This window comes from Actinoplanes teichomyceticus ATCC 31121 (genome assembly GCF_003711105.1).
GTDB classification, from domain to species: domain Bacteria; phylum Actinomycetota; class Actinomycetes; order Mycobacteriales; family Micromonosporaceae; genus Actinoplanes; species Actinoplanes teichomyceticus.
This window is the reverse complement of sequence record NZ_CP023865.1, coordinates 7,811,080-7,836,945: the sequence shown is the minus strand read 5'-3', so window position 1 is coordinate 7,836,945 and position 25,866 is coordinate 7,811,080. Positions and strand designations below refer to the sequence as shown.

General features: G+C 72.2%; 27 protein-coding genes. 15 read left to right on the top strand and 12 right to left on the bottom strand.

From position 1 onward, the window contains the following. Positions 1-89: 89 nt before the first annotated feature. Entirely contained in the window at positions 90-1,352 is a 1,263-nt protein-coding gene (locus ACTEI_RS34565) for an AI-2E family transporter (RefSeq protein WP_239082169.1), read from the top strand. A gap of 364 nt (positions 1,353-1,716) precedes the next feature. Here the strand turns inward: ACTEI_RS34565 and ACTEI_RS34560 are convergent, their stop codons facing one another. The 5 genes from ACTEI_RS34560 to ACTEI_RS34545 form a co-directional block, all read right to left on the bottom strand. Beyond that, positions 1,717-2,049 carry a DUF1416 domain-containing protein gene (locus ACTEI_RS34560; protein WP_122981473.1) on the bottom strand — a complete coding sequence of 111 codons (333 nt, stop codon included), beginning with the start codon at positions 2,047-2,049 and terminating at the stop codon, positions 1,717-1,719. Positions 2,050-2,051: 2 nt separating this feature from the next. Continuing rightward, complete coding sequence (locus ACTEI_RS34555) at positions 2,052-2,900, bottom strand: sulfurtransferase (protein ID WP_122981472.1); 849 nt, start codon at positions 2,898-2,900, stop codon at positions 2,052-2,054. Positions 2,901-3,078: 178 nt separating this feature from the next. Continuing rightward, positions 3,079-3,156 carry an Ms5788A family Cys-rich leader peptide gene (locus tag ACTEI_RS39255; RefSeq protein WP_316248150.1) on the bottom strand — a complete coding sequence of 26 codons (78 nt, stop codon included), beginning with the start codon at positions 3,154-3,156 and terminating at the stop codon, positions 3,079-3,081. 68 nt (positions 3,157-3,224) lie between these two features. Next, positions 3,225-4,019 (bottom strand): LmeA family phospholipid-binding protein, encoded by a 795-nt coding sequence (locus ACTEI_RS34550; protein WP_122981471.1) that lies wholly within the window; start codon positions 4,017-4,019, stop codon positions 3,225-3,227. Positions 4,020-4,090: 71 nt separating this feature from the next. After that, complete coding sequence (locus ACTEI_RS34545; RefSeq protein WP_239082168.1) at positions 4,091-5,095, bottom strand: hypothetical protein; 1,005 nt, start codon at positions 5,093-5,095, stop codon at positions 4,091-4,093. A gap of 295 nt (positions 5,096-5,390) precedes the next feature. Between ACTEI_RS34545 and ACTEI_RS34540 the strand changes: the two genes are divergently transcribed. From ACTEI_RS34540 to ACTEI_RS34510, 7 genes are all read left to right on the top strand, one after another. Next, complete coding sequence (locus tag ACTEI_RS34540) at positions 5,391-6,107, top strand: winged helix-turn-helix transcriptional regulator (protein WP_122981469.1); 717 nt, start codon at positions 5,391-5,393, stop codon at positions 6,105-6,107. Between the two features lie 6 nt (positions 6,108-6,113). Then, positions 6,114-6,974: a mycothiol synthase gene (gene mshD, locus ACTEI_RS34535; protein WP_122981468.1), complete on the top strand. Its 861-nt coding sequence runs from the start codon at positions 6,114-6,116 to the stop codon at positions 6,972-6,974. Between the two features lie 299 nt (positions 6,975-7,273). After that, positions 7,274-8,377 (top strand): phosphate ABC transporter substrate-binding protein PstS, encoded by a 1,104-nt coding sequence (gene pstS, locus ACTEI_RS34530; protein WP_122981467.1) that lies wholly within the window; start codon positions 7,274-7,276, stop codon positions 8,375-8,377. A 43-nt stretch (positions 8,378-8,420) separates the two neighbouring features. After that, positions 8,421-9,482, top strand: coding sequence for a phosphate ABC transporter permease subunit PstC (gene pstC, locus ACTEI_RS34525; RefSeq protein ID WP_122981466.1), 1,062 nt, complete (start codon positions 8,421-8,423; stop codon positions 9,480-9,482). Beyond that, positions 9,479-10,564 (top strand): phosphate ABC transporter permease PstA, encoded by a 1,086-nt coding sequence (gene pstA / locus ACTEI_RS34520; protein ID WP_122981465.1) that lies wholly within the window; start codon positions 9,479-9,481, stop codon positions 10,562-10,564. Before pstC ends, pstA begins: the two co-directional genes overlap by 4 nt. Positions 10,565-10,576: 12 nt before the next feature. Then, positions 10,577-11,353 carry a phosphate ABC transporter ATP-binding protein PstB gene (gene pstB, locus ACTEI_RS34515; protein ID WP_122981464.1) on the top strand — a complete coding sequence of 259 codons (777 nt, stop codon included), beginning with the start codon at positions 10,577-10,579 and terminating at the stop codon, positions 11,351-11,353. Between the two features lie 465 nt (positions 11,354-11,818). Next, positions 11,819-14,278: a glycoside hydrolase family 94 protein gene (locus ACTEI_RS34510; RefSeq protein WP_122982601.1), complete on the top strand. Its 2,460-nt coding sequence runs from the start codon at positions 11,819-11,821 to the stop codon at positions 14,276-14,278. A gap of 99 nt (positions 14,279-14,377) precedes the next feature. On the opposite strand, the gene ACTEI_RS34505 is transcribed toward ACTEI_RS34510, so the two are convergent. Continuing rightward, complete coding sequence (locus ACTEI_RS34505; protein ID WP_372443201.1) at positions 14,378-15,148, bottom strand: NUDIX hydrolase; 771 nt, start codon at positions 15,146-15,148, stop codon at positions 14,378-14,380. A gap of 59 nt (positions 15,149-15,207) precedes the next feature. Between ACTEI_RS34505 and ACTEI_RS34500 the strand changes: the two genes are divergently transcribed. After that, a complete protein-coding gene (locus ACTEI_RS34500) occupies positions 15,208-16,185 on the top strand; it encodes a Gfo/Idh/MocA family protein (protein WP_122981463.1) in 978 nt (325 codons plus the stop codon). Between the two features lie 94 nt (positions 16,186-16,279). Here ACTEI_RS34500 and ACTEI_RS34495 read toward each other — a convergent pair whose 3' ends face one another. The 3 genes from ACTEI_RS34495 to ACTEI_RS34485 all read right to left on the bottom strand — a co-directional run bounded on the left by ACTEI_RS34495 (position 16,280) and on the right by ACTEI_RS34485 (position 18,929). Continuing rightward, the gene (locus ACTEI_RS34495) at positions 16,280-17,287 is read right to left on the bottom strand and encodes an inorganic phosphate transporter (RefSeq protein WP_122981462.1); all 1,008 of its coding nucleotides are present in this window, start codon (positions 17,285-17,287) and stop codon (positions 16,280-16,282) included. A gap of 3 nt (positions 17,288-17,290) precedes the next feature. Continuing rightward, a complete protein-coding gene (locus ACTEI_RS34490; RefSeq protein ID WP_122981461.1) occupies positions 17,291-17,917 on the bottom strand; it encodes a DUF47 domain-containing protein in 627 nt (208 codons plus the stop codon). A gap of 85 nt (positions 17,918-18,002) precedes the next feature. Further along, positions 18,003-18,929 carry a PI-PLC domain-containing protein gene (locus ACTEI_RS34485; RefSeq protein ID WP_239082167.1) on the bottom strand — a complete coding sequence of 309 codons (927 nt, stop codon included), beginning with the start codon at positions 18,927-18,929 and terminating at the stop codon, positions 18,003-18,005. A 101-nt stretch (positions 18,930-19,030) separates the two neighbouring features. Here ACTEI_RS34485 and sigJ point away from each other — a divergent pair, with 101 nt between their 5' ends. Continuing rightward, complete coding sequence (gene sigJ, locus ACTEI_RS34480; protein ID WP_122981460.1) at positions 19,031-19,912, top strand: RNA polymerase sigma factor SigJ; 882 nt, start codon at positions 19,031-19,033, stop codon at positions 19,910-19,912. Here sigJ and ACTEI_RS34475 read toward each other — a convergent pair. Beyond that, positions 19,895-20,401: a DUF402 domain-containing protein gene (locus tag ACTEI_RS34475; RefSeq protein WP_122981459.1), complete on the bottom strand. Its 507-nt coding sequence runs from the start codon at positions 20,399-20,401 to the stop codon at positions 19,895-19,897. The two genes, sigJ and ACTEI_RS34475, sit on opposite strands and share 18 nt — an antisense overlap. Before the next feature lie 55 nt (positions 20,402-20,456). On the opposite strand from ACTEI_RS34475, the gene ACTEI_RS34470 reads away from it, so the two are divergent. From ACTEI_RS34470 to ACTEI_RS34460, 3 genes are read left to right on the top strand one after another with little or no spacing between them, the layout of a single operon-like run. Beyond that, entirely contained in the window at positions 20,457-22,469 is a 2,013-nt protein-coding gene (locus tag ACTEI_RS34470) for an ATP-dependent DNA helicase (RefSeq protein ID WP_122981458.1), read from the top strand. Between the two features lie 11 nt (positions 22,470-22,480). Continuing rightward, the gene (locus ACTEI_RS34465; RefSeq protein WP_122981457.1) at positions 22,481-22,765 is read left to right on the top strand and encodes an NUDIX domain-containing protein; all 285 of its coding nucleotides are present in this window, start codon (positions 22,481-22,483) and stop codon (positions 22,763-22,765) included. Continuing rightward, entirely contained in the window at positions 22,762-23,601 is an 840-nt protein-coding gene (locus ACTEI_RS34460) for a hypothetical protein (protein ID WP_239082166.1), read from the top strand. Before ACTEI_RS34465 ends, ACTEI_RS34460 begins: the two co-directional genes overlap by 4 nt. Before the next feature lie 352 nt (positions 23,602-23,953). Here the strand turns inward: ACTEI_RS34460 and ACTEI_RS34455 are convergent, their stop codons facing one another. Next, positions 23,954-24,328 carry a DsrE family protein gene (locus ACTEI_RS34455; RefSeq protein WP_122981456.1) on the bottom strand — a complete coding sequence of 125 codons (375 nt, stop codon included), beginning with the start codon at positions 24,326-24,328 and terminating at the stop codon, positions 23,954-23,956. 14 nt (positions 24,329-24,342) lie between these two features. Between ACTEI_RS34455 and mtfM the strand changes: the two genes are divergently transcribed. Together mtfM and ACTEI_RS34450 are read left to right on the top strand one after the other, a co-directional pair. Then, positions 24,343-24,447, top strand: coding sequence for a small membrane protein MtfM (gene mtfM / locus ACTEI_RS39100; RefSeq protein ID WP_275412240.1), 105 nt, complete (start codon positions 24,343-24,345; stop codon positions 24,445-24,447). Further along, positions 24,444-25,043, top strand: coding sequence for a heme-binding beta-barrel domain-containing protein (locus ACTEI_RS34450; RefSeq protein WP_122981455.1), 600 nt, complete (start codon positions 24,444-24,446; stop codon positions 25,041-25,043). Before mtfM ends, ACTEI_RS34450 begins: the two co-directional genes overlap by 4 nt. A gap of 86 nt (positions 25,044-25,129) precedes the next feature. Here ACTEI_RS34450 and ACTEI_RS34445 read toward each other — a convergent pair whose 3' ends face one another. After that, positions 25,130-25,864: an aminotransferase class IV gene (locus tag ACTEI_RS34445; protein WP_122981454.1), complete on the bottom strand. Its 735-nt coding sequence runs from the start codon at positions 25,862-25,864 to the stop codon at positions 25,130-25,132. Between the last annotated feature and the right edge of the window lie 2 nt (positions 25,865-25,866).

The window sequence follows — 25,866 nt, the reverse complement described above, 5'->3', positions numbered from 1 at the left end:
GTGATCGCGCCGGTGGGTCACGGGGGGTGTCCGGTGCGCCCGGGCACTACCGTGATGGTCGCGTACTCGAACGGCGAGGGGATAGGCGGTTGAACCGCTTGCAGCGTGTCCGGGACAACCTGAAGAGGGCCTACGACACGGGACGGGAGGCGGCCCGGATGGCACGGACGTACCGGCCCGCGCGGGAGCCGGAACCGGACGAGGAGGACTTCGCCCCGCCGGCCCCCGAGCCGGCCGTGCTGCACAGCTCGACGACCAGCCTGGACGATGTGGACGTGCCGCACTCGCTGCGGATCGCGGCGGCGTGGAGCTGGCGGCTGATCGTGGTCGGCCTGATCGGCTATGCCGGGCTGAAATTCATCGGCATGGTCGACGTGGTGGTCATCCCGCTGGCGATCGCGCTGCTGCTGTCCGCGCTGCTCGGCCCGGCGGTCGGCTGGCTGCTCAAGTTGCGCCTGCCGCGTTCGCTGGCCACGTTCCTGGTGCTGGTCGGCGGGCTCGGCGCGGTGGCCGGCACGTTGACCCTGGTGGTCAACCAGTTCATCGACGGGGTCCCGCAGCTGACCGAGCGGGCCAGCGCCGGCGTCCGGCAGATCCAGGACTGGGCGCAGACCGGTCCGCTGCACCTGTCCGACCAGGAGGTCGACAGGGCGATCGACTCGGCGCAGAACTGGGTGAACGAGAACACCTCACAGCTGACGTCCACCGGCCTGGCCACCGCGGCGACCGTCTTCGAGCTGCTCACCGGGCTGTTGCTGGTGCTCTTCGCGACGTTCTTCTTCCTGCGTGACGGCCGCCGGATCTGGCGCTTCATCGTGCGCCTGTTCCCGGTGAACGCGCGCTGGTCGATAGCCGACGCCGGGGATGCGTCCTGGGCGACGCTGGGCGCGTACGTGCGGGCGACCGTGCTGGTGGCGTTCATCGACGCGCTGGGCATCGGGCTGGCCCTGCTGGTCCTCGACGTGCAGTTCCCGTTCCCGCTGGCCGCGCTGGTCTTCCTGGGCGCGTTCGTGCCGATCGTCGGGGCCAGCGTGTCGGGCGCGGTGGCGGTGCTGGTCGCGCTGGTCGGGCAGGGCTGGGTGGTCGCGCTGATCACGCTGGGCGCGGTGATCCTGGTGCAGCAGCTGGAGGGACACGTGCTGCAGCCGCTGATCATGGGGCGGGCGGTGGCCATCCATCCGCTCGCGGTGATCATCGGCATCGCCTGCGGGGTGGTGCTGGCCGGGATCATCGGCGCGCTGGTCGCGGTGCCGCTGATCGCGGTGCTGAACACCGGGGTCCGCCGGCTCTCCCGCCGCCGTCCGGAGATCCCTCCGGACGCCGTCGTGGTCAGCGCCCGCACCGGGAGCTGACATCCCCTCGGCCGGCGCTCAGTGTTGCCTCCCGGCTCGCTGGACCACACCGCGAGCACCGGCCGGGGCGGCAGGCACGCCAGGGCCGATGAGTGGCCGTGGCGCCGGTCCAGGGCGCGGCGGGAAAGCCCGCGGGCGGTGGGTGGCCGTGGCCCCGGCCCGGAGCGCGGCGGGAAAGCCCGCGGGCGGTGGGTGGCTGCGGCGCCGGTCCGGAGCGCGGCGGGAAAGCCCGCGGGCGGTGGGTGGCTGCGGCGCCGGTCCGGAGCGCGGCGGGGAACCCCGCGGGCCGGACTCCCGGGTCGTACCGGGAAGAACGCAAACGGGCGGGACCCCCGGAGGGATCCCGCCCGTGACAGAGCGTGGGTCAGGCGGCCGCGACGTTCAGCGAGACCTCGTTCACCCCGCGGGTGGCGTCCACCGCGAGCTCGCCGTTGCCGAACCGGCTGAGCGCGCGCAGCGTCCACGAGCCGGGCGCGGCGAAGAAGCGGAACACCCCCTCGGGAGAGGTGACCACCTCGGCGGTGAACTCGCCGGAGGCGTCGAGCAGGCGGACGTACGCGCCGCCCACGGCCTCGCCCTCGGCGGTGCTCACCACGCCGGTGATGACGGTTTCCTTCTCCAGGTCCACGCTGGCGGGGAGGGGCGCGGACTGGTCCGGCGCGGCACAGCCGGCGGCGATGTTGGCAGGGGAGGTCATGATCACGCCTTTCCGGGCTCGTCGCCGAGCGCGATCGGCACGCCGATGAGCGAGCCGTACTCGGTCCAGGAACCGTCGTAGTTCTTCACGTTCTCCTTGCCGAGGAGCTCACGCAGCACGAACCAGGTGTGCGACGAGCGCTCACCGATCCGGCAGTACGCGATGGTGTCCTTGCCCTCGTCGAACCCGGCCTCGCCGTAGATCTTGGCGAGCTCCTCGTCGGACTTGAACGTGCCGTCCTCGTTGGCGGCCTTGCTCCACGGCACGTTGATCGCGGTGGGGATGTGGCCGGCCCGCTGCGACTGCTCCTGCGGCAGGTGCGCCGGGGCGAGCAGGCGGCCGGCGAACTCGTCGGGGCTGCGCACGTCGACGAGGTTCTTCGCGCCGATGGCCTGCACCACCTCGTCGCGGAACGCGCGGATCGACAGGTCGGGGGCCTTGGCGACGTAGTTCGTCTTCGGGCGCTCCGGGACGTCCTTGGTGTAGACGCGGGCGTCCAGCTCCCACTTCTTGCGGCCGCCGTCGAGCAGCTTGACCGACTCGTGGCCGTACAGCTTGAAGTACCAGTACGCGTACGCCGCGAACCAGTTGTTGTTGCCGCCGTAGAGGATCACGGTGTCGTCGTTGCTGATGCCCCGCTCGGACAGCAGCGCGGAGAACTGCTCCTGGTTGACGAAGTCGCGGCGGACCGGGTCCTGCAGGTCCTGCTTCCAGTCGATCTTGATGGCGCCCGGGATGTGGCCACCGTCGTACGCGGTGGTGTCCTCGTCCACCTCGACGAAGACGATGCCGGGCGTTTCCAGGTTCTTCTCGGCCCAGTCGGCCGACACGAGTGCGGTGTCGCGACTCATCGGTTCACTCCCTTGAAAAGTGGGTGAGGGGAGAGTCAGCGCACGGAGATCTGGTCGCACTCCGCGCGGGACCCATGGAGACAGGTGGGATCACGGGCTGCTGTGCGACGGCGCCACTGCCGGACAAAGAAGTTGCCCCGGGCTATCTAGAGAAGGTGCTCAGCACCGAGCGGCCCCGTCAGTTGACGGGGCGACACAGGCACGCGGCCACGCGGCACAGGTCGACCGCGCGCCTTTTCGTGAGCAACAGGCTCATGGCACGGACCCTACCAGCGGCTCCGGAGCGTGGAACAGTACCGACCACGATCCGGGACGAGGCGGGGGTCACAGACTGCCGGCACCAAGGTTGACATTCCGGGCGCCGAAGGTCACGTTCAGCCCCTGCGCCACCGGCGCCACCGACTGCACCTTGAGCTGCAACGGCAGCTGCGGGGCGGCGAGATCGAGAGCGAGTTTCTCGGCGTACGACCGGACGACGTTCTGGATCACCGGCACGTCCGGCAGGTTCGACGCCCTGACGTCGGCGAAACGGACCCGGATCCCGCCGTCGACCACGTCCAGCGTCGCCGTCCCGGACACGTCCAGCTGCTGTCCGAGCGCGTTGACCCGGGCGGAGCCGACCAGCTTGCCGTCCTTCTCGGCCAGCTTCAGGCCCGGCTGCCCGATGAGCTCGGCCAGTTGCGGGTAGTCGATGGTCCCGGTGCCGCTCAGGGTGCCGGCCACCACGTCGCCCCGGCCGCTGCGCAGCGCGTCCAGCGGCGCCGTGACGTCCCGGGCGTGGATGTCGAGCAGGGCCAGCCGGATGTTCCCGCCGGTGCCGGTCGGGCCGGCGAAGTTGCGCAGCTGGATCCGGATGTCCTGGTACCGCCCGCGCAGCACCTGGGTCAGGAACGGGACCCCGGCGATGTCCACCTCGGGGGTGTCGCTGCTGGCCTGGCGCTGCCGTACCTGCTCGGTGACCTTGTCGGCGATGACCCCCTCGGCGAACGACGCGCCGAACCGGTCCACCACGGCCAGGCCGCCGAGCAGCAGCAGGAGCAGCACCACGACGGCGATCAGCAGGCCGCGGCCCCGGCGGCGGCGCCGCGGGCGCTGGTCGCTCTGGTACACCTCGGCCACGGGCCCTCCCGGTTCGGCGAACTGTTGAGGACCGTACATGCCCGGATCCACGCCCCGGCGAAACGGACGGCTCAGCCGAGATAGAAGTGCACCAGCAGATAGGCGGCCGCGAAGCTCAGCGCGAACCCGCCGAGCGGGCCGGTCATGTGCCGGGCCAGCCATAACGTCGGCGCCTCGCCGGCCAGCCGGCGGCCCGCCTCACCGAAGTTGACCGCCAGGTCGACCAGGATCGCCGCGACCGCCGCCACCAGGCCGGCCACCGCGCCCTTGGCCGGGGTGAACGGCAGCACCATCTGACTGCCCAGCCACGCGGTGGCGAACGTGCCGACCATCGCGCCGAGCACGATGCCGGCCGCGCCGCGGGGCACCTGCGCCGCGATCCGCGGTTTCGGGAACACCGCGTCGGTCAGCCGGGCGATCAGCAGCGCGAGCCCGGCGCCGGTGCAGCAGACCAGGATCGCCTGCGCGCCCAGCGACTGCCGGGTCAGCACGATCGGGAGCGCGTACGCCACCACGCCGAGCACGATCAGCAGCGTGGTGCGCCACGAGTCGCCGACCCGGTGGCGGTCCTCGGGACGGACCACCTGGCCGATCAGCGCGGCCGCGAAACCGGCCACCGCCACGTACAGCAGCGGTTTCAGGCCGGCGTGGTCGGCGGTGGCCGCGAGGTAGCAGGCGGCCAGGCCGGCGGCGCCGCTGATCGCGGCGGTGGTCGCCGGGGCCGGCGGGTTCAGCGCCATGGTCCAGGCCAGCAGGCCGAGCAGCTGGACCCCGAAGAGCACGACCGCGTACGGCGTACGCCCGTCCGGCCCGGTGGTCTGCGTCCCGACGATCAGCGCCAGCGCGAGCAGCCCCGCGAACCCGCCGATCGCCACCGACAGTTTGCGGCGGACCGGCACGACCTCGATCTCGTCGAACTCCTCCTCGTCCGGCTCCGGCTCGGAGGAGGGCCGCTGGTCGGTGTCGTCCGGCACGGCGCCGTACATCCCGGCCTTCGGGCGGCCCGGGGTCAGGCGCGCGACGTCGCGGGAGGCGTCGGCGTCCCAGGGGTCGTCCTGCGGCATGGAGGGGAACACGACAGCGATCGTGCCAGAGTCCGCCCGGCGGCCCAATCGCCGCCACGGCCGAGGCTTTCCGGCACCACCGGACGGCCTGTGTAAAAGGCTTGTTACGAACCGGGCGTTAGGCCACCTAGCAGGCGTTCGTTACATCACTCGGGAACGCGAACCGGTCGCGCACACTGATGTATCGGTTAAGGTAACCGCAACCCACCCGTCGGTGACGCCGGGCCCCAGTTCTCCGGTGGCGAAGCTCCCAGCTGCGCAAACCGGGTCACCCGAGCGGCTTCGCGCCGCGAGGACGGAGGTGAGTGTGGAGATCCTTCTGTTGGTGACGGCACGTGCCGGTGAGCCTTCCGCCGTGCTGCCCGCCCTGGACCTGCTGCCCCACTCGGTACGAACCGCCCCTCGCGACGTGCGCACCCTGGTGTCCGGGCCGAGCCCCGACGCCGTCCTGGTCGACGCACGTTCCGAACTCTCCGAAGCCCGTGCCACCTGCCGCATGCTGCACGCGACCGGCATCGGCGTGCCGCTGATCGCGGTGGTGACCGAGGCCGGCCTGATCGCGCTGAACGCGGACTGGGGTGTCGACGACGTCATCCTCGCCAGCGCCGGCCCGGCCGAGGTCGAGGCCCGGCTGCGGCTCTGCGTCGGCCGGCTCAACAACGCGACCGCCGGCGCCGGCGGCTCGATCCGCGCCGGTGAGCTGAACATCGACCCGGACACCTACGCGGCCAAGCTGAAGGGCCGCCCGCTCGACCTCACCTACAAGGAGTTCGAGCTGCTCAAGTTCCTCGCCCAGCACCCCGGCCGGGTGTTCACCCGCGACCAGCTGCTGCGCGAGGTCTGGGGCTACGACTACTTCGGCGGCACCCGGACCGTCGACGTGCACGTCCGGCGCCTGCGGGCCAAGCTCGGCTCGGAGTACGAGTCGATGATCGGCACCGTGCGCCAGGTGGGCTACAAGTTCGTGGTCCCGCCGTCCGGCCGCCAGCTGCCGGACAACGAGCCGGTCTCGCTCCCGGTCTGATCCGTCATGACGAGCGTGCAGCCGGTCCGTGCTGCGGACCGGCTGTCCGCCGCGCAGGCCGACGAGGTTCTGGCCCTGGCCGCCGCCGCTGCCGAGGCGGACGGCGTCTACCCGCTGTCCGAGGACGTGGTGCTGCGCGTCCGTAACGGCGGCGGGGGTGTGCACCTGCTCTCCCCGGCCGGCTACGCCTTCGTCGAGGACGGCGCCGGCGAGCTGGTCGTCCACCCGGCGCACCGCCGCCGGGGGAACGGCACCGCGCTGCTCGCCGCGGCCGGCGCCGGGCCGTTGCGGTTCTGGGCGCACGGCGACGATCCGGGCGCCCGCGCGTTCGCCGAGCGCAACGGTTTCGCCCGCGACCGGGTGCTCTGGCAGATGCGCCGTTCGCTGCTGGAGCCGCTGCCGCAGATCCCGCTGCCGGCCGGCGTGACGGTCCGCGCCTTCCGTCCCGGTCGAGACGAGCGGGCCTGGCTCGAGGTGAACGCGCGGGCTTTCGCGCACCACCCGGAGCAGGGCCGCTGGACCCTGGACGACCTGCTGCTGCGCGAGGCCGAGCCGTGGTTCGATCCGACCGGGTTCCTGCTCGCCGTGGACGTGACCGACACGGTGCTGGGCTTCCACTGGACCAAGGTGCACCCGCCGGTCGGGCCGGACCCGGCGCTGGGCGAGATCTACGTGCTCGGGGTGGACCCGGCCGGGCACCGGCGCGGCCTGGGCGCCGCGCTCAGCGTGGCCGGCCTGCGGCATCTGGCCGCCGCCGGGCTGGCCTGGTCGCATCTGTACGTCGACGAGTCCAATCCGGCCGCCGTGGCGCTGTACCGGCGGCTGGGTTTCCAGATCCACAAGACCGACGTCATGTACCGCCGGTAGTTTCCCGGCCGCACGTCCCGCCGCCCGCTCTCGCGCCGCGAGGGCGGGCGGTTTGTGTAACGCCCCGGACAAGCCGCCATCTCGCTGAGGTCACGGACGGACGGGATTATCCGACTTTTCGGGTACCAGGCGCGCGGTTCACTTAACGGACAACTACCCCTCAGGGTGTGGCCACCTTTTGGGGCCGACGTGTTCACCGCCAGTTCATTTGCGCCCGGCTCGCAGGTCACCTCGCACTCTTAGCTTTCTCCTCGAGCCGGTGAGCGACCGGCTGCACTGAACCCGAAGGGGACACAACCGTGAAGTTCCAGCGGTCCGGTCTGGTTGCCGGCATTGCTTTGACTGCGACGATCGCGCTCAGCGCCTGCGGCTCGGACAACACCGACACCAAGTCGGAGGCGGGCGGCGCCGCGGCCCCGTCCGCGGGCACCTGCGTCGGTGGCACCCTGTCGGCTCAGGGCTCCAGCGCCCAGAAGAACGCCATGGACGAGTGGATCAAGGCGTACAGCGCCTCGTGTGCGGACGCGAAGATCGACTACCAGGGCAACGGCTCCGGCGCCGGCATCAAGGCCTTCACCTCGGGCCTGGCCGACTTCGCCGGTTCCGACTCGGCCCTGAAGGAGGACGAGCAGAAGGCCGCCGACGCCAAGTGCGGCGCCCCGGTGCTCAACCTTCCGATGGTCGTCGGCCCGATCGCCGTGGTCTACAACGTCCAGGGCGTCGACGGTCTCCAGCTGTCGGCCTCCACCATTGCGAAGATCTTCGCGGGCAAGATCACCAAGTGGAACGACCCGGCGATCGTCGCGGAGAACAAGGACGCCAAGCTGCCGGCCGCGACCATCGAGACGGTGCACCGCGCCGACGAGTCCGGCACCACGGACAACTTCACCAAGTACCTGAGCAAGGCCGCCGAGGCGGACTGGACCTTCGACCACGCCAAGACCTGGGCGGCCCCGGGCGGCACCGGCGCGAACAAGTCGGACGGCGTGGCCTCCAAGATCAAGAGCGCGCCGAACAGCATCTCGTACGTCGAGCTCTCCTTCGCGGAGAACAACGACCTGCAGATGGCCAAGGTCAAGAACGGCGCCGGCGAGTTCACCGAGCTGACCGGTGAGGCCGCGGGCAAGGCGATCGAGGGCGCGAAGGTGGTCGGCACCGGCAACGACCTGAAGCTCGACATCGACTACAACACCACCCAGGCCGGGGCCTACCCGATCGTCCTGGCGACCTACGAGATCGTCTGCAGCAAGAACGCGGACGCCGGCAAGGGCAAGGCGATCCAGGGCTTCCTGAAGTACACCGCCTCCGCCGAGGGGCAGAAGGCGCTCGGCGAGCTGGGCTACGCCCCGCTGCCCGAGTCGGTGCGTGCCAAGGTCGCGGCCTCGGTCGACACGCTCGCCTGAACCCCGGTTCGTTAATCCCTTCGAGACGACAGCGAGCGCGTAGATGGGTGACATCCCCTCCCGCTCGGCGAACGCCACCGCCGGCGACCTGAGCGGCAACGCTCAGGGCGCCGGCTATGGCGCGTACCCGAGCCGTTACGAAGAGCCCCCGGCCGGCGGTGGCGGCGCCCTGCCGAAGAAGTCGCGGTTCTCCCTGGAGACCGGCTTCCGCGGCCTCTCGACAGCCGCGGGCGCGATGGTGCTGATCATCATCGTCGCGATCGCCGTCTTCCTCATCTCCAAGGCCGTCCCGGCGATCCGGGCGGACGAGGAAAACTTCCTGACCTACAACCGCTGGATGCCCAACGAGCTCCCGCCCGCCTTCGGCATCGCCGTGCTGGCGCTGGGCACCGTGCTGACCTCGATCATCGCGCTGGTGGTCGCGGTGCCGATCGCGCTCGGCATCGCGCTGTTCCTGACCCACTACGCCCCGCGCCGGCTCGCCACCCCGCTGGGCTTCGTGATCGACCTGCTCGCCGCCGTGCCCAGCGTGGTCTTCGGCATCTGGGGGCGGGACGTCTTCCAGGAGCCGGTCCGGGAGTTCTCGCTCTGGCTGAACCACTACTTCGGCTGGCTGCCGGTCTTCGGCGGCGAGGGGCCGTTCGGCCAGTCGCTGATGCTCGGCGGCCTGGTCCTGGCGATCATGGTGCTGCCGATCGTCACCTCCCTCTCCCGGGAGGTCTTCCAGCAGACCCCGGGGATGAACGAGGAGGCCGCGCTGGCCCTGGGCGCCACCAAGTGGGAGATGATCCGCACCGCGGTGCTGCCGTACGGCAAGCCCGGTGTGATCGCCGCGGTGATGCTCGGCCTCGGCCGGGCCCTCGGCGAGACCATCGCCCTGGCGCTGACCCTCGGCATCACCTGGGAGGTCTCCTTCAACCTCATCGAGTCCGGCGGCAACTCGATCGCCGCGAACATCGCCAACTCCTTCGGCGAGGCGAACGACACCGGCCGGGGCGCCCTGATCGCCTCCGGTCTCGTGCTGTTCGCGATCACGCTGGTTGTCAACATGACGGCGCGGGCCATCATCTACCGCCGTCGCGAGTTCCGGGACAGTGCGGCATGAGCCTTCTCGACCGTGAGATGCCGGACGTCGTGATGACGCCGGACCACCTCCGCAGCCGCACCTTCCCGGTGACGGCCAACCTGCTCGTCGCGGTCGCCGCGCTGGTGGTCTCGGCCGCCGTGGTGCTCGGCACCGGCATCGGCAACTGGGTGCTGGTGGTGGTGCTGGGCGGTGTGCTGTACCTGCTCGGCCTCAACTTCGCCGCCGGCCGCGTGGAGGGCAAGCGGGCCGCCCGCAACCGGATGTGGCAGGCGCTGGTCTACACCGCCTGCCTGCTGGCGGTCCTGCCGCTGGCCTCGGTGGTCTGGACGCTGGTCTCCAAGGGCGTGGAACGCCTCGACGGCGACTTCTTCGGCACCTCGATGGCCAACATCGGCGCCCGCGACCCGAACGGCGGCGCCTACCACGCCATCATCGGCACCCTGGAGCAGGTCGGCATTGCCACCCTGTTCGCCGTGCCGCTCGGCGTGCTCGGCGCGATCTACCTGGTCGAGTACGGCCGGGGCCGGTTCGCCACCACGGTCCGCTTCTTCGTCGACGTGATGACCGGTATCCCGTCGATCGTGGCCGGTCTGTTCGTCCTCTCCTTCTGGGTGCTGATCGTCAGCCGCTGGTTCAACGACGGCCAGCCGCAGTACTCCGGTTTCGCGGCCTCGCTCGCGCTGACCGTGCTGATGCTGCCGACCATCGTGCGGTCCACCGAGGAGATGCTGCGCCTGGTGCCCGGCCCGCTGCGGGAGGGCTCGTACGCGCTGGGCGTGCCGCAGTGGAAGACGATCCTGAAGGTCGTGCTGCCGACCGCGGCGCCCGGCATCGTCACCGGTGTCATGCTGGCCATCGCCCGCGCGGCCGGGGAGACCGCCCCGGTGCTGCTGGTCGCGGGTGGCCTCGCCCGGATCAACTTCGACCCGTTCGCCGGTGGGCAGTCGTCGCTGGCGCTCTACGTCTTCCAGCAGGCCGGTGACGCCTCGAAGTACGCGCCGGCCCGCGCCTGGACGGCCGCGCTCACCCTGGTCGCGCTCGTGCTGGTGCTCACCATCGGCGCCAAGCTGCTCGCCCGCCGCAACAAACTGACCCGGTAAAAGAGGTTCCCCATGGCCAAGCGCATCGAGGCGAGCAACGTCTCCTCCTACTACGGTTCCTTCAAGGCGATCGACAACGTCTCGATGACCGTCGAGCCGAAGACGATCACCGCCCTGATCGGCCCGTCGGGCTGCGGCAAGTCGACCTTCCTCCGGTCGATCAACCGTATGCACGAGGTCCTGCCGGGCGCCCGGATCGAGGGCCGGCTCACCATCGACGACCAGAACATCTACGACCCGGACGTGGACATCACGGCCGTCCGTCGCATGATCGGCATGGTCTTCCAGCGGCCCAACCCGTTCCCGACCATGTCGATCTACGAGAACGCGGTCGCCGGGCTCAAGCTCAACGGCGTCAAGAAGAAGTCGATCCTGGACGACGCCGCCGAGAAGTCGCTGCGCTCGGCGAACCTCTGGGACGAGGTCAAGGACCGCCTGGACCGCCCGGGCGCCGGCCTCTCCGGTGGCCAGCAGCAGCGTCTCTGCATCGCCCGCACCATCGCGGTCGAGCCGCAGGTCGTGCTGATGGACGAGCCGTGTTCCGCGCTCGACCCGATCTCGACGCTGGCGATCGAGGACCTGATGTTCAAGCTGAAGGACCGCTTCACGATCATCATCGTCACGCACAACATGCAGCAGGCCGCCCGGGTCAGCGACAAGACCGGGTTCTTCTCGATCGACAAGACCGGCGAGCCGGGCCGGCTGATCGAGTACGACGACACCCAGAAGATCTTCAGCAACCCGTCGCAGAAGAAGACCGAGGACTACATCACCGGTCGCTTCGGCTGAGCACACCGCGCGGCAGGCGCCGGTTCCCGGTACGACCGGGAGCCGGCGCCGCGCTGTCTCGCCGGGACCGCCCCGCCGGTCGGCGGGGCCTTCGGCGACGCGTGGGACCAGCCCGGGATGGCTGACGTGGTCGCCCGGGTGTTCCGCACCGGTCCGCCGGTGCCGGATCCGGAGAGCCAGGTGACGCCCGCGGGCCGCGGCGCGTCGGCGGCTTCACGCCCCGGCCGCGAGCGCCTCTTCGGCGCGCGCCGGGCGCCGGCCGTGCAGGGCGGGCAGTGCCGCCCGCGGCGGCGAGCCGGGCCACGGGCGTCGCGTCGGGGAAGCGGAAAGTCCCGCCGTGCGGCGGGAAAGGGGCACCAGGGGCGGAGAGCCGCGCCAGGATGGCCCGTTCGGCTCACCTCAAATGGCCGCTCGGTGTCTAGGCTCACATGTGGGAGCGCTCCCAACATGATGCGGAGGTACCAGGTGCGCTTTGGACACTTCGACGACGCCAGACGCGAGTACGTCATCGACCGCCCCGACACGCCCCTGCCCTGGATCAACTACCTGGGCAGCGAGGCGTACTTCGGGCTGGTCTCCAACACCGCGGGTGGCTATTCGTTCTACCGCGACGCCCGGCTGCGCCGGCTGACCCGCTACCGCTACAACAATGCCCCGTTCGACCTGGGTGGCCGCTACCTGTACGTCCGCGACGACGCCACCGGCGACTACTGGACGCCGTCCTGGCAGCCGACCCAGCGGGACCTGGACGAGTACGAGTGCCGCCACGGCCTGTCGTACACCACGATCGCCTCCGCCCGTGGCGGGATCCGCGCCGAGACACTGTTCTTCGTGCCGCTCGGCGAGACCCTGGAGGTGTGGCGGGTACGGGTCACCAACGAGCGTGACACCGCAGCCGACCTCTCGCTCTTCTCCTCGGTCGAGTTCTGCCTGTGGGACGCGCAGGACGACGCGACGAACTTCCAGCGCAACTTCTCCACCGGCCAGGTCGAGGTGGCCGACGGGGTCATCTACCACAAGACCGAGTACCGGGAACGGCGCGACCACTTCGCCTACTTCGCCTGCTCCGAGCCGCTGGCCGGGTTCGACACCCAGCGCGACACGTTCCTCGGGGCGTACCGCGGCTGGGACCGGCCGGCCGCGGTGGAGCGCGGCGCGGCCTTCGACTCGGTGGCGCACGGCTGGGCCCCGATGGGCAGCCACCACGTCAAGCTGGCCCTGGAGCCGGGGGAGACCCGGGAGGTGGTCTTCGTACTGGGGTACGCGGAGAACCCGCGCGCCGAGAAGTTCGACCCGCCCGGCTCGCAGACGCTCAACAAGCGGCACGTCCGCCCGACCATCGAGCGCTGGCTGCGGCCGGAGACGGTGGCCGAGGGCTTCGCGGCGCTCGGCGCGCACTGGGAGCGGCTGCTCGGTGGGTTCCAGGTGGCGACCCCGGACACGGACACCGACCGGATGGTCAACATCTGGAACGCGTACCAGTGCATGGTCACCTTCAACATGAGCCGGTCGGCGTCGTTCTACGAGTCCGGGATCGGCCGTGGCATGGGCTTCCGGGACTCCAATCAGGACCTCGTCGGTTTCGTCCACATCATCCCGGAACGGGCGCGGGAGCGGATCCTGGACATCGCGGCCACCCAGATGGACACCGGCGGGGCGTACCACCAGTACCAGCCGCTGACCAAGCGCGGGAACAACGACATCGGCCAGGGCTTCAACGACGACCCGCTGTGGCTGATCCTGGGCGTCGCCGCGTACCTGAAGGAGACCGGTGACACGTCGATCCTGGACGAGCCGGTGCCGTTCGACAACGTGCCGGGCAGCGAGGTGCCGCTCTACGAGCACCTGCGCCGCTCGCTGAACTACACCCGGGAGCGGCTCGGGCCGCACGGGCTGCCGCTGATCGGCCGGGCCGACTGGAACGACTGCCTGAACCTGAACTGCTTCTCCGACACCCCGGGCGAGCCGTTCCAGACCACCGAGAACGCCACCGGCGGGTCGGCCGAGTCGGTCTTCATCGCCGGGCAGTTCGTGCTCGCCGCCAAGGAACTCGCCGGGATCGCCGACCTGCGCGGGCTCGGCGACGAGGCGGCCGAGTACCGGGCGGCGGCGGAGAAGATGACCGGCACCGTCACCGAGCACGGCTGGGACGGCGGCTGGTTCCGCCGGGCGTACGACTTCCACGGCCGCCCGGTCGGCTCCGGCGAGAACGACGAGGGGCAGATCTTCATCGAGCCGCAGGGCATGTGCGTGCTCGGCGGGGTGGGGCTCGACGACGGCCTGGCGGTCCGGGCGCTGGACAGCGTGGCCGAGCGGCTGGCCACCCCGCACGGCATCGTCCTGCAGCAGCCCGCGTACTCGGATTACCGGATCGAGCTCGGGGAGATCTCCTCCTATCCGCCCGGGTACAAGGAGAACGCCGGGATCTTCTGCCACACCAACCCGTGGATCATGATCGCCGAGACGATGGTCGGCAACGGCGACCGCGCGTTCGACTACTACCGGCGGATCAACCCGTCCGTGCGGGAGGCGATCAGCGAGGTGCACCGCTGCGAGCCGTACGTGTACCCGCAGATGATCGCCGGCCGGGACGCGCCGACCCACGGCGAGGCCAAGAACTCCTGGCTGACCGGGACCGCGGCGTGGAACTTCGTGGCGATCACCCAGTGGATCCTGGGGATCCGGCCGGAGCTGACCGGGCTGCGTATCGACCCGGTGCTGCCCGCGGCCTGGTCCGGATTCCGCGCCACCCGGGCCTACCGCGGGGCCACGTACGAGATCACCGTGCAGAAGCCGGCCGGTGTGACCGGCCGCGTCACGCACCTGCTGGTCGACGGCGAGCGGGTGGACGGCACGCTGCTGCCGGTGGCCCCGGCCGGCGCGGTGGTCCGGGTGGAGGCCGTCGTCACCGGACCGGCTGACTGAGCCGTTCCGGGAGAGCGGCGGCCGGCTCGCGCGGCCGGTGCCCGGTGTGGACGGCGCCGGGCACCGCGGCCGTGCGGGCCGGCCGCGGGCCGGAGCGCGTCAGATGGCCAGCGTGGCGGTGCCGTCGGGGGAGATGTCGATGCGGGGCATCACCGGGGTGGCGGCGTCCCGGTGCGCCGAGGCGGCCACCACGCCGGGGATGCCGCCGCAGGCCGCGATCTGGCGCAGGGTGTGCCGGGTGGGTGGCAGCATCGGCAGGTCGGCCGAGCCCGCCGGGTCGATCCACGCGGTACCGTCGGCCTCACCGGAGACGTCCCGGGCGGTCTGCGCCCCGGGCAGCAGCGCGACGAAGAACCAGGTGTCGTAACGCTTCGGCTCGAATTCCGGGGTGATCCAGCGGGCCCACGGCAGCAGCAGGTCGTCGCGCAGCCGCAGCCCCCGCCGGGCCAGCAGGTCGGACATGGTCAGCTCGCGGCGCAGCACCGCGGCCCGGTCGGACTCCCAGGTCGGGTCGTCCGCGTCGGCGACCGTGCGGTCCGGTTCCGCGGCCGGGCCGGCCAGCACCACACCGGCCTCCTCGAACAGTTCCCGGGCGGCCGCCCCGACCACCGCCCGGGCCTGCTCCCGCGGCACGCCGAGACGCGCGGCCCAGTCGTCGCGCAGCGTCCGCGGGCGGTCCGACGGGTCCACGGCGCCGCCCGGGAAGGCGTACACCCCGCCGAACGCCATCGTGCTGCGCCGGCGCAGGACGTACACCTGGAAGCCGGGGCCGGACGGTCGGAGCAGGACCACCGTGGCGGCCGGGCGGGCCGGCGCGGCGGGACCGGTGAATTCCCGGGCCCTCTTCATCATCGCGGGCGGAAGTGGCATCGGCTCGGTCACCGGTCGATCCTGCCACCGTGACCGCCCCGGGCGATACGGTATCGATCATGACCGGACAGAACGTTCGCTGGGGCATTCTCGGCCTCGGCGGGATCGCCGCCACCTTCGCCGCCGACCTCCCCCTGGTCCCCGGGGCCGAACTGGCCGCGGTGGGCTCGCGCAACCAGGCCACCGCGGATGCCTTCGCGCAGCGGTTCGGGTTCGCCCGGGCGCACGGGTCCTACTCCGCGCTGGCCGCCGACGACGGGGTGGACGTGGTCTACGTCGCCACCCCGCACGCCTTCCACCTGGCCGGCGCGCTGGAGTGCATCGAGGCCGGCAAGGCGGTGCTGGTGGAGAAGCCGATCACGCTGGACCTGCCGTCCGCGGCGCAGCTGGTGCAGGCCGCGCGCGACCGCGAGGTGTTCCTCATGGAGGGCATGTGGATGCGCTGCAACCCGGCCATCCGCAAGGTCGCCGAGCTGGTCGAGGAGGGCGCGATCGGCTGGGTCAGCGCGATCCACGCGGACTTCGGGCTGCAGGGGCCGTTCGCCGCCGAGCACCGGCTGCGCTCCCGGGAGCTGGGTGGCGGGGCGCTGCTCGACCTGGGCGTCTACCCGATCCACCTGGCCCACCTGATCCTCGGCCTGCCGATCTCGGTGCAGTCCTGGGCGCACCTCACCCCGGAGCGGGTGGACGAGCACACCGGTGTGCTGCTCGGCTGGCAGTCCGGCGCGGTCGCCGCGCTGACCTGCAGCATCAACGGCGCCAGCCGGAACGCCGCGTCGATCACCGGCACCGACGGGCGGATCGACATCCCGCCGGGCTTCATGGTGCCGCGCTCGTTCACGCTGAGCCGGCCGAACAAGGCGCCGGAGACGTTCGAGTTCGACTTCCCCGGCAGCGGCTACCAGTTCGAGGCCGCCGAGGTGCAGCGCTGCCTGCTGGCCGGGGAGCTGGAGAGCCCGCTGGTCTCGCAGAACACCACGCTCGAGGTGATGAACCTGCTCGACTCGATCCGTGACCAGGTCGGCGTCGCCTACTGAGCGCGAACACCGTCTGCGGGTACGACCGGAGAGACCACACCGGTCGTACCCGGAACGGGTCTGCGGTCCGGCGCCGGCCGCGAGCGGCCCGGCCTCAGCCGAACAGCGGGCGGACGACGAAGAAGCAGAGGCAGGCGATCAGCGCGGCGGCCGGGAAGGTGGTGATCCAGGCGGTCACGATGTTGCCGGCCACGTTCCAGCGGACCGCGCTCAGCCGTTTGGTCGCGCCCACGCCCATGATCGCCGAGGTGATGGTGTGCGTGGTCGAGATCGGCGCGTGCAGCACCCAGGCGTTGAAGTACAGCACCGAGCTGGCCACCGTCTCGGCGGCGAAGCCCTCGGCCGGACCCAGGTCGATGATCTTCCGCCCCAGGGTGCGGATGATCCGCCAGCCGCCGGTGTACGTGCCGGCCGCCAGCACCGTCGCGGACGCCCAGTAGACCCACTCCGGGATGTGCGTCGCGCTGCTCTGGTAACCGCCGGTGTAGAGGGCCAGCACCACGATGCCCATCGTCTTCGCGGCGTCCTGGGTGCCGTGGCCGATGGCCATCGCGGCCGCCGAGAACGTCTGCGCCATCCGGAACCCGCGGTTGAGCTTGCCCGGGTGGCCACGCCGGAAGGCCCACATGAGCGCGACCATCGCGACGAAGCCGAGGACCAGGCCGACCATCGGCGAGAGCACCATCGGGATCAGGACCTTGTGGAGGATGTTCGACCACTGCACGGTGCCCACGCTGGCGACCATGGTGGCGCCGACCAGCCCGCCGAAGAGCGCGTGCGACGAGCTCGACGGCAGCCCGAAGTACCAGGTGATCAGGTTCCAGGCGATGGCGCCGAGCACGCCGGCGAACACGATGCCCAGGCTGGGTATGCCCAGTGGCAGCCGGACCAGCTCGTCGCCGACCGTCTTGGCGACCTTCTCGCCCAGATGCGCGCCGACGAAGTTGCCGACCGCGGCCATCCCCAGGGCCACCCGGGGGGTCAGCGCGCGGGTGCTGACACTGGTCGCGATGGCGTTCGCCGCGTCGTGGAAACCGTTGGTGTAGTCGAACACCATCGCGGCGATGATCACCGCGAGGACGGCGACGAGTTCCGGTGACAAGGCCTAGGACTCCTTGACCGCTATGGTCTCGACCGTGTTCGCCACGTGCTCGAACGCGTCGCAGGCCGCCTCCAGCTCGTCGGCGACCTCCTTCATCTTGAGGACGGTCAGCGCGTCGTACTCCCCGGAGAAGAGCCGGACCAGCAGCATCCGGTACGACCGGTCGCCGTCGTTCTCCAGCCGGTTGATCTCGATCCAGTACTCCTCGAGGTCCTTCATCGTGCGCAGCCGCGGCATCGCCTCCGAGGTGATCTTCGCCTGCTGGTCGAGCACGGTGATCAGCTCGTGCATCTCCCGGGGCAGCGACGGCAGCTCGGTGAGCCCGTAGAGGTAGAGCAGGTTGCCGACCGCCTCCAGGTGGTCCATGACATCGTCCAGCTGGGAGCCCAGGGAATAGATGTCGGCCCGGTCGAACGGCGTGATGAAGGTGGAGTTGATCTTCTTGTAGAGCTCGTGGGTGATCGCGTCGCTGTCGTGTTCCACATCGCTCAGGCGCTCACTGACCGACTGGACGTCGACTCCGGGCAGGGTGAGCTCGTTGAGCAGCTCGGTGCCTCGCACCAGGTTGAGCGAGGCCTTGGTGAAGAGGTCGTAGAAGACGCCCTCGACGGGACGGAATGAGAACTTCACGGCAGGGACCTCGATCGGCGGGTTTTTCTATTGATCTCCGCAGGCATGCTATCGGTCCCCGGGAGTTCACCCTTTCGACACCGTGCTAAACCGATTCGTGGTGATCGACCGGCCGCCCGACGCCGTGCCGTACGCCCCGGACCGGCGACCCGGCGCCGTCCGGCCCGGCCATCAGCCGCCGCAGGTGCCGGGCCAGCCCGGCCAGATCGGTGTCGGCGACCGCGTCCACACCGGCCGCGTACAGCTCCGACCAGATCGCCGCACGCGCCCGCCGGGAGCCGTCCGGCAAGCCGCTGATCCGCACCGCACGCCCGTCCTCGTGGGCGGCCTGGACCAGCGCGTGCAGCTGATGGCGCTCCTCGGCGGTGATCGGCTCGCAGCCGTCCCAGCCGAACCGGTGCGCCCACGGCTCGCTGACCACCGGCGCCAGCTCCCGCGGGACCGAGCTGGAACCCAGGTCGTCGAAGCTGCACTCGGCGAACGCGTACCGGATCGGCTGTGCGGCGAGCAGCTCCCGGGCGTCCACGATGCCGGTCACCGTCACCGAGACCACGCCCGGGGTCAGCCGTCCGTCGGCGCTGTGGGTGAGCAGCGGCGCGTGGTCGCGCAGCTGCTGGTCCAGCATCCGGTAGGCGCGCAGCAGCGACTCCGGGTCCCGGATCCGCCCGACGAACTCGATCACCAGCTGGAACGGCTCCCGCTGATCGCTCCAGAGCCGGCCGGCGTTGGCGCGGGCCCGGGCGAAGAGCGGGGCCAGTACGAGCCGGCGCAGGGTGCGGCCCGGCTGCGGGGCGCCCGGCCCGAGGAACAGCTCGCCGTGCGGGCCGGGGACCACCCGTACGGTCATCCCGCCCAGCCCCAGCCGCAGCACCACCGGCAGCGGGTCGGTGATCCGGTCCGGGACCAGTGCGTGGCCGCCCGGCAGGCACGGACGGGTCCGGCGGGCGAGGACGACCGTCATGGCCCCGCCCGCGCCGGCCAGTCCGGCCAGGCTGCCGGCAAGGGTCGCCATGTCCCGCACGTGTGATCACCACCCGATTAGCACCTGATATGACGTTTCATACTGTGGCACAGGTGATACCCGCCCCTGGGCAACCCGCGCAGAATTGCCCCATGCCGTCGTCCGCCGCGAACGAGTTCGAGACCCACCGTGCGTACCTGACCGCCGTCGCCTTCCGGATGCTCGGCAACCGCGCCGAGGCCGAGGACGCGGTCCAGGAGGCCTGGCTGCGCTTCGCGCAGCAGGACGACGTGCGCGACGCCCGCGGCTGGCTGACCACGGTCACCTCACGGATCTGCCTGGACCAGCTCAACTCCGCCCGGGTACGCCGGACCACCTACCCCGGCGAATGGCTGCCCGCCTTCGCGGTCGATCCGGACGCCGACCCGGCCACCCACGCCGAGCGCGCCGACCAGGTCAGCGTGGCGCTGCTGGTGGTGCTGGAACGGCTCACCCCCGAGCAGCGGGTGGCCTTCGTGCTGCACGACGCGTTCGCGGTGCCGTTCGAGGAGGTGGCGAAGGTGCTGGACACCACGCCCGCGGCGGCCCGGCAGCACGCCTCCCGGGGCCGGCGAGCGGTGGCCGACGGCGGGGTACGGCACACCGCCGGGCTGGCCGAACAGCGGCGTGTGCTGGCGGCGTTCCTCACCGCGGCGCAGAGCGGCGACGTGCGGGCGCTGGCCGCCGTCCTGGCCCCGGACGTCGTCGCGATCAGCGACGGTGGCGGCCTGGCCCGCAGCGCGCTGCGCCCGGTGCACGGGCCGGCGAAGGTGGGCCGCTTCTTCCACGGCCTGTTCACCTACCGGATGGCGGACGTGCTCGACGCCAAGCTGGAACCGGTGCTGGTCGAGGGCGGCGCGGCGATGCTGCTGCGCGGGCGGCGCCGGGACGGCACCCGGCTGCTCGCGGTCCTCACCGTCGCGGTCGAGGACGGCCGGATCACCGGGATCTTCACCCAGCAGAACCCGGCGAAGGTGTCACTGGGTGACCTCTAGCAGCCGCTTGCGGTAGAGCGAGGCGAACGGCTCGGTGCCGTCCGCCAGCTTGCCGAGCAGCTCCCGAGCGGCCGCGTTGGCATGGCCGACCAGGTCGTCCGGGTAACCGAACAGCGTCCGGTGCTCCTCGAACTCGTCCTCGTCGCGTAGTTCGACCAGACCGGTTTCGCGGCGGCGCACCACGTCCAGATCGAGGTCCACGATGTGCACCGTGTCACCCTCCCAGCGCGCCGGGGTGGTGATGTCGCAGTACACCTCGCTGGTCCGCGGCGGCGGGTTGAACATGCCGGTCCACCACGCGTGATGCGGGACGAGCAGGACGAACGGGATCTGCTCGACGGACGGGCGGCCGTGGTAGACCGACGCGGTGCCCTGTGTCACCCCGACCCAGATGCCCAGGTCGTCCTCGGCCAGCCGGCGGGCCGGATAGTCGCGATGGGCCGAACCGTCGTACTTGGTGTAGATGACCCGGACCATCTCGCTCGGCATGGGTGCACCCTAACGGTGCACCGGTTCTGTCGGTGGTCCCGGGTACGGTTCCTGGGTGCCCGCAGCAACCAAGAAGAAGGCGACCGCCGAGCAGCTCCTCACCGCCGCGGTCGGCGCTGTTCCCGGGGGCTCCGCCCGCCCAGGTCAGCAGGCCATGGTCGCGGCCATCGACCGGGCGATCCGGGACCGTGAGCACCTGCTCGTGCAGGCCGGCACGGGCACCGGCAAGAGCCTGGGCTACCTGACCCCCGCGCTGCTGGTGGAGGGTCCGGTGGTGGTCTCCACGGCCACCCTCGCGCTGCAGAACCAGCTGGTCGAGCACGACCTGCCGCGGCTGGCCGCGGCGGTCGAGCCGGTGCTCGGGCGCAGGCCGACGTTCGCCGTCCTCAAGGGCCGGCACCACTACCTCTGCATGGCCAAACTGGAGCATGCCGACTCGGAGGCCCCGGCCGACACCCTCTTCGACGACGCGCCACCGACCCCCAGGGCCGGGCAGTGGCTGGGCGAGGCGGGCCGGCTGGGCAAGCAGGTCCTGCGCATCCGGGCGTGGGCCGACAAGACCGAGACCGGTGACCGGGACGAGCTCGACCCAGGGGTGGACGACACCGCCTGGCGATCGGTCTCCATGCCGGCGCGCGACTGCGTCGGGGTGGCCCGCTGCCCGTACGGGCAGGAGTGCTTCGCCGAGGCGTCCCGGGTCCGCGCCCGCGAGGCCGACATCGTGGTCACCAACCACAGCCTGCTCGCCGTCGACATGCTCTCCGACCGGCACATCATCCCGCCGCACAAGCTGCTGGTCGTCGACGAGGCGCACGAGCTGGCCGACCGGGTCTCCTCGGCCTCGCAGGCCGAGCTCACCCCGGAGGCGATCGAGCGGGCCGGCCGCCGCGCCCGCACCCTGATCCCGCCGGCCGCCGCCGAGTCGCTGGCCGAGGCCGCCGACGCGCTCACCGTCGGGCTCGCCGACGTCCCGGCCGGCCGGCTCACCGCCGGCCTGCCGGACGCGCTGCGCCAGGCGGTCACCGTGCTGGAGTCGGCCACCCGCGCCGGGCTCACCGCGATCGGCGACATCAAGTCCGACGACCCCGATCCGGTACGCAAACAGCAGGCCAAGGCGGTTCTCGACGAGCTCTCCTCGACCGCCCAGCGGCTGCTGGAGGAGGACGACTCCGACGTCGCCTGGGTGGAGAAGTCCGAGTTCGGCTCCGGCCGGCGGGCGCTGGTGGTGGCCCCGCTGTCGGTGGCCGGCACCCTCGGCCAGGCGCTGTACGCCGACCGCACGGTGGTGGCCGCCTCGGCGACGCTGACCCTGGGCGGCCGCTTCGACACGGTCGCCCGGTCGCTCGGCCTGCCGGTCGCCGCCACCGGGCCGGAGGCGGCCGGCCCGGCCTCCGGCGAGGGCTGGACCTCGCTGGACGTCGGCTCCCCGTTCGACTATCCGAAACAGGGCATCCTCTACGTCGCGGCGCACCTGCCCCGGCCGGCCGCGTCCGGCCTGCCCGACGCCGCCGCCGAGGAGCTGCTCAAGCTGGTCGAGGCGCTCGGCGGGCGGACCCTCGGGCTGTTCTCCTCCCGCAAGGCCGCCACGCAGGCCGCCGAGCTGCTGCGCGCCAAGACCGACCTGCCGATCCTGCTGCAGGGCGACGAGACACTGCCGATCCTGGTCCGCAAATTCCGGGAGGAGAAGGCGAGCTGCCTGTTCGGCGTGATGTCGCTCTGGCAGGGCGTGGACGTGCCCGGTGACTCGTGCCAGCTCGTGGTGATCGACCGGCTGCCGTTCCCGCGCCCGGACGAGCCGCTCGCCGCCGCCCGCTCGGCCGCGGTCGACGCGTCCGGTGGCTCCGGCTTCGCCTCGGTGAGCGTGCCCATCGCGGCGGTCCGCCTGGCCCAGGGGGTGGGCCGGCTGATCCGCTCCACCGGGGACAGGGGTGTGGTCGCGGTCCTCGACTCGCGCCTGGAGACGGCCCGCACCTACGGCCCGTTCCTGCGCAGGTCGCTGCCGCCGTTCTGGTACACGACGCGGTCCGACGTCGCCCTCGGCGCCCTCGCCCGCCTCGCCGGGAGCTGAGCGCCGCGACGGTGCAGATCGCATCCACCCTCCCGGCCGGCGCGCACGGCGCGGTGCTGCTGCGGGATGACCGGGCGCCGTACGCCCCGGACGTCTGGGGGTTGCCCGGCGGGGCGGTCGAGGCGGGGGAGACGCCCGTCGAGACGGCGGCACGGGAACTCGGCGCCGCGACCGGCGTGGCGGCACGCCGAGGTGACCGCCCGCCTGGCCGCCCCGCAGTACCACGCCATGCCGGGCGCCGGGGCATAGCGCCGCCCCCGGTGGCTGGGATCCGCGTGTCACCATGGCTGCCGTGACGGCGCCGGGGAACCTGAGCGGGCCGCCGGCCCCGCGGCGGCGCCGGCGGGTGCTGGTCGCCGCGCTGACCGGCTGGGTCGTGGCGCTGTCCGGCATGTCGTGGTGGTCCGCGCGCAACGATCCGCCGACCGTGGCGGAGCAGCGCGATCTCCGGCAGGCGATGCCGGTGCTGCGCGAGGCGGCCGGGACCCTGCTGGCGGCCGCGCAGACCGGGCCGTGGGTGGTGCGGCTGGCCGCTCCACGCGTCGAGAAGTGCCGGCTGACCCCGGTGCTGCCGGGCCGGAACGCGGGCCAGGACATCGTCCTGTACGTGCCGCAGGGGCAGGCCGAGGCCGCGCTGGACCGGGTCGCGGCGGCGCTGCCGGGCGGCTGGCGGGCCGGGGTGGTGCCGACCCGGGCCGGCGCCCGGTTGTCGCTGTTCGCGGACGCCGGGGACTTCATCGCGATCGAGGCGCAGGCCGGCGCCGACGATCAGGTGCTGACGCTGTCCGCGGACACCGGCTGCCGGCCCGTGGGGCCCGGCCGGGACGGGGGCGGTCCGGAGCCGGGGCCGGAGCCGGCCACGCTGGCCGAGACCGTGGCGGCGCTCGGCGGGCCGGCCGGGCCCGCGGTGGCGGTGCAGTCGGTGCCGTGCCCGGCGGGCGGGGTGGCGGCCACCTACCGCGCGACCGCCGGGGCGAGCGGGGACGGGCCGCGCGGGCTGCCGGGCGCGACGGCCGCGGTGTGGTCCGGGGCGGGCGGATGGGCGTACCGGAACGGGTCCGACTCGGTCGTGGTCGACGCCGAGGGGGAGCGTCTGCAGGTCAGCGTGACCACCGCCTGCCGCGTCTCCTGACGCGTTCCCCCGCGGGCCGGCCCTCGCCGCGTGTGCCGCGCTCGCCATGCGTGCGGGCCGCGCCGTTTGATTGCGCCGTCCGCGCCGTCGGTCGCGGCGCCGCATCGTCCGCGCCGCGCCGCCGGTCGCGGTGTCGCATCGTCCGCGCCGTGCCGCGCCGTCCGCGCCGTGCCGTGCCGTCCGCGCCGTGCCGTGCCGTCCGCGCCGCGCCGCGCCGTCCGCGCCGCGCCGTCCGCGCCGCGCCGTCCGAGCCGCGCCGCGCCGCGCCGTCCGCGCCGCGCCGTCCGCGCCGTCGGTCGCGGCGGCGGCGTGCCCGGCGGCGCGGATGCGGCGCGGATGCGGTGGACCGGCGTCAGTAGACGAGGGCCTGTGCGCCCTCGGACATGATCTCCTCGACGAAGACCGCGGCGCCGGCGATGCGGATGCCCGGGATGACGTCGGCCGGGCCGATGTCGCGGCGCGCGGCGCACTGCGTGCAGGCGGTGATCCGGCCCGCCTCCAGCAGCACCTCGATCAGGTCGGGCAGCGGGGCGGCGTGCGGCAGCTCGAACCCGGCCGCCCGGCCCGGCAGGGCGAACCAGGTGGCCTCGCCGGTCAGCCACAGCGACACGTCGATGCCGGCGGTCGCCGCCGTGCTGGCCACGTTGAAGGCCTGGTTGCAGCGTTCCGGGGCGTCCGCGCCCGCGGTGGCCTTGACGACCAGCAAACGTGCCATGAGGGCCAGCATAAGATGGGCCGGTCATGGTTACGGAGATCGGGTTCGTGAGCCTGCTGGTCGCCGGGATGGGCGCGCTGGCGGGCGGGTTCGGTTATCTGGCAGTGCGGATTTCGAGGGGGCGTTGGTGAGCGGCGAGACGGAAAACCCACTGGGGCCGCCGCCGTGGCTGAACGCCCCGCCGGTGGATCCCTCACCCTACGAGGACACCCACGACCTGCGGGTCGGTCCCGACCTGCACCCGTCGCTGCTCGGGCTGCTGCCGTTCGTCGGGCTGTGGCGCGGGCGCGGGCAGGGCGGTTTCCCGGCGGCGGAGGACTACAACTTCGCCCAGGAGATCCGGATCAGTCACGACGGGCGGGACTTCCTGCGCTACGAGTCGCGCGCCTGGCTGCTCGACGACGAGTCGCAGCCGATCGGGCAAGCGCTCACCGAGTCCGGCTTCTGGCGCCCGGTGCTGGTCGACGGCCGGCCCGGCGACGAGATGGAGGCCACGATGATCCGGCCGGACGGGGTCGCCGAGCTCTACCTGGGCAAGGCCGCCACCACCCGGCTGGAGATGGGCACCGACGCGGTGGCGTACACGCCGTCCGGCCTGCACATGACCGGCGGGCACCGGCTGTTCGGCATCGTCGAGGGGGCGCTGCTCTACGCGCACGAGATCTCGATCGACAACAGCGGGCTCACCCCGCACATGTCGGCCCGCCTGCTGCGGGTCGGCGGCTAGCGTCCCGGTGAGGTCGCGGCGCGCCGCGACCTCACCCCTGCCGCCGCGCGGCGGCTCGTGCACGGCAGGCCCGGCAGGGTCAGCGCTCAGAAGCCCAGCAGGGTGAGCAGGCGCGGCGTCCACGGCGAGCGCGCCCGCTCGGCGCCGTCGAGCGCGACCACCTCGGCCAGCCCGCGCACCGAGGACGCGAGCCAGACGGCGTCGGCCCGGGCCAGCTCGGGCAGTGTGATCATCCGATGGGCGGCGCGCAGCCCGGCGGACGGTGCCAGGGACAGCAGGTGCGCGGCGGTGATGCCGTCCAGGATGCCGGCCTGCGCGGGCGGGACCGTGCACAGCGTGTCGCCGGCGAGCCAGACGACCGAGGCGGTCGGGGCTTCCAGGACGTACCCCTCGATCGAGAGCCAGATCACATCGTCGGCCTGGTGCCGCGCCGCCCAGCGCCGCGCCGCGAAATTGTTCGCGTAGGACAGCGACTTGGCTGCCGAGAGCGACCACGGCGGGCGCCGCCCGGCGGCCACGCCGAGATCGGCGCTGAGCACCCGGATCCCCTCGCGGCGCTCCCGCAGGACGGCGGCCGGGATGTCCGAGACGCCGACGTGCAGCAGGTTCCGGGTGTAGATGATCCGCATCGCCGCGGTCCGCCCCTCGGCGGGCGGCACGTCGACGGCGGGCGGCGGCGGCAGATCCAGCAGGGCCGCCGACCGGGCCAGCCGGTCGAGGTGCTCGGCCAGCAGCCACGGGCCCGCCGGGCGCAGGTGCAGGGTCTCGAACACGCCGTCGCCGAGCAGATCGCTCGCCGACACCAGGATCCGCTCGTTCATCA

Excerpts from the sequence above, each read along its gene's own strand:
- ACTEI_RS34500 (WP_122981463.1), top strand. The coding sequence starts at position 15,208 with ATGACCGGACAGAACGTTCGCTGGGGCATTCTCGGCCTCGGCGGGATC.
- ACTEI_RS34555 (WP_122981472.1), bottom strand. The coding sequence starts at position 2,900 with ATGAGTCGCGACACCGCACTCGTGTCGGCCGACTGGGCCGAGAAGAAC.
- mshD (WP_122981468.1), top strand. The coding sequence starts at position 6,114 with ATGACGAGCGTGCAGCCGGTCCGTGCTGCGGACCGGCTGTCCGCCGCG.
- ACTEI_RS34485 (WP_239082167.1), bottom strand. The coding sequence starts at position 18,929 with ATGGCGACCCTTGCCGGCAGCCTGGCCGGACTGGCCGGCGCGGGCGGG.
- mtfM (WP_275412240.1), top strand. The coding sequence starts at position 24,343 with ATGGTTACGGAGATCGGGTTCGTGAGCCTGCTGGTCGCCGGGATGGGC.
- ACTEI_RS34455 (WP_122981456.1), bottom strand. The coding sequence starts at position 24,328 with ATGCTGGCCCTCATGGCACGTTTGCTGGTCGTCAAGGCCACCGCGGGC.
- ACTEI_RS39255 (WP_316248150.1), bottom strand. The coding sequence starts at position 3,156 with ATGAGCCTGTTGCTCACGAAAAGGCGCGCGGTCGACCTGTGCCGCGTG.
- pstB (WP_122981464.1), top strand. The coding sequence starts at position 10,577 with ATGGCCAAGCGCATCGAGGCGAGCAACGTCTCCTCCTACTACGGTTCC.
- ACTEI_RS34475 (WP_122981459.1), bottom strand. The coding sequence starts at position 20,401 with ATGCCGAGCGAGATGGTCCGGGTCATCTACACCAAGTACGACGGTTCG.
- pstC (WP_122981466.1), top strand. The coding sequence starts at position 8,421 with ATGGGTGACATCCCCTCCCGCTCGGCGAACGCCACCGCCGGCGACCTG.
- pstA (WP_122981465.1), top strand. The coding sequence starts at position 9,479 with ATGAGCCTTCTCGACCGTGAGATGCCGGACGTCGTGATGACGCCGGAC.
- ACTEI_RS34505 (WP_372443201.1), bottom strand. The coding sequence starts at position 15,148 with ATGCCACTTCCGCCCGCGATGATGAAGAGGGCCCGGGAATTCACCGGT.
- sigJ (WP_122981460.1), top strand. The coding sequence starts at position 19,031 with ATGCCGTCGTCCGCCGCGAACGAGTTCGAGACCCACCGTGCGTACCTG.
- ACTEI_RS34445 (WP_122981454.1), bottom strand. The coding sequence starts at position 25,864 with ATGAACGAGCGGATCCTGGTGTCGGCGAGCGATCTGCTCGGCGACGGC.
- ACTEI_RS34560 (WP_122981473.1), bottom strand. The coding sequence starts at position 2,049 with ATGACCTCCCCTGCCAACATCGCCGCCGGCTGTGCCGCGCCGGACCAG.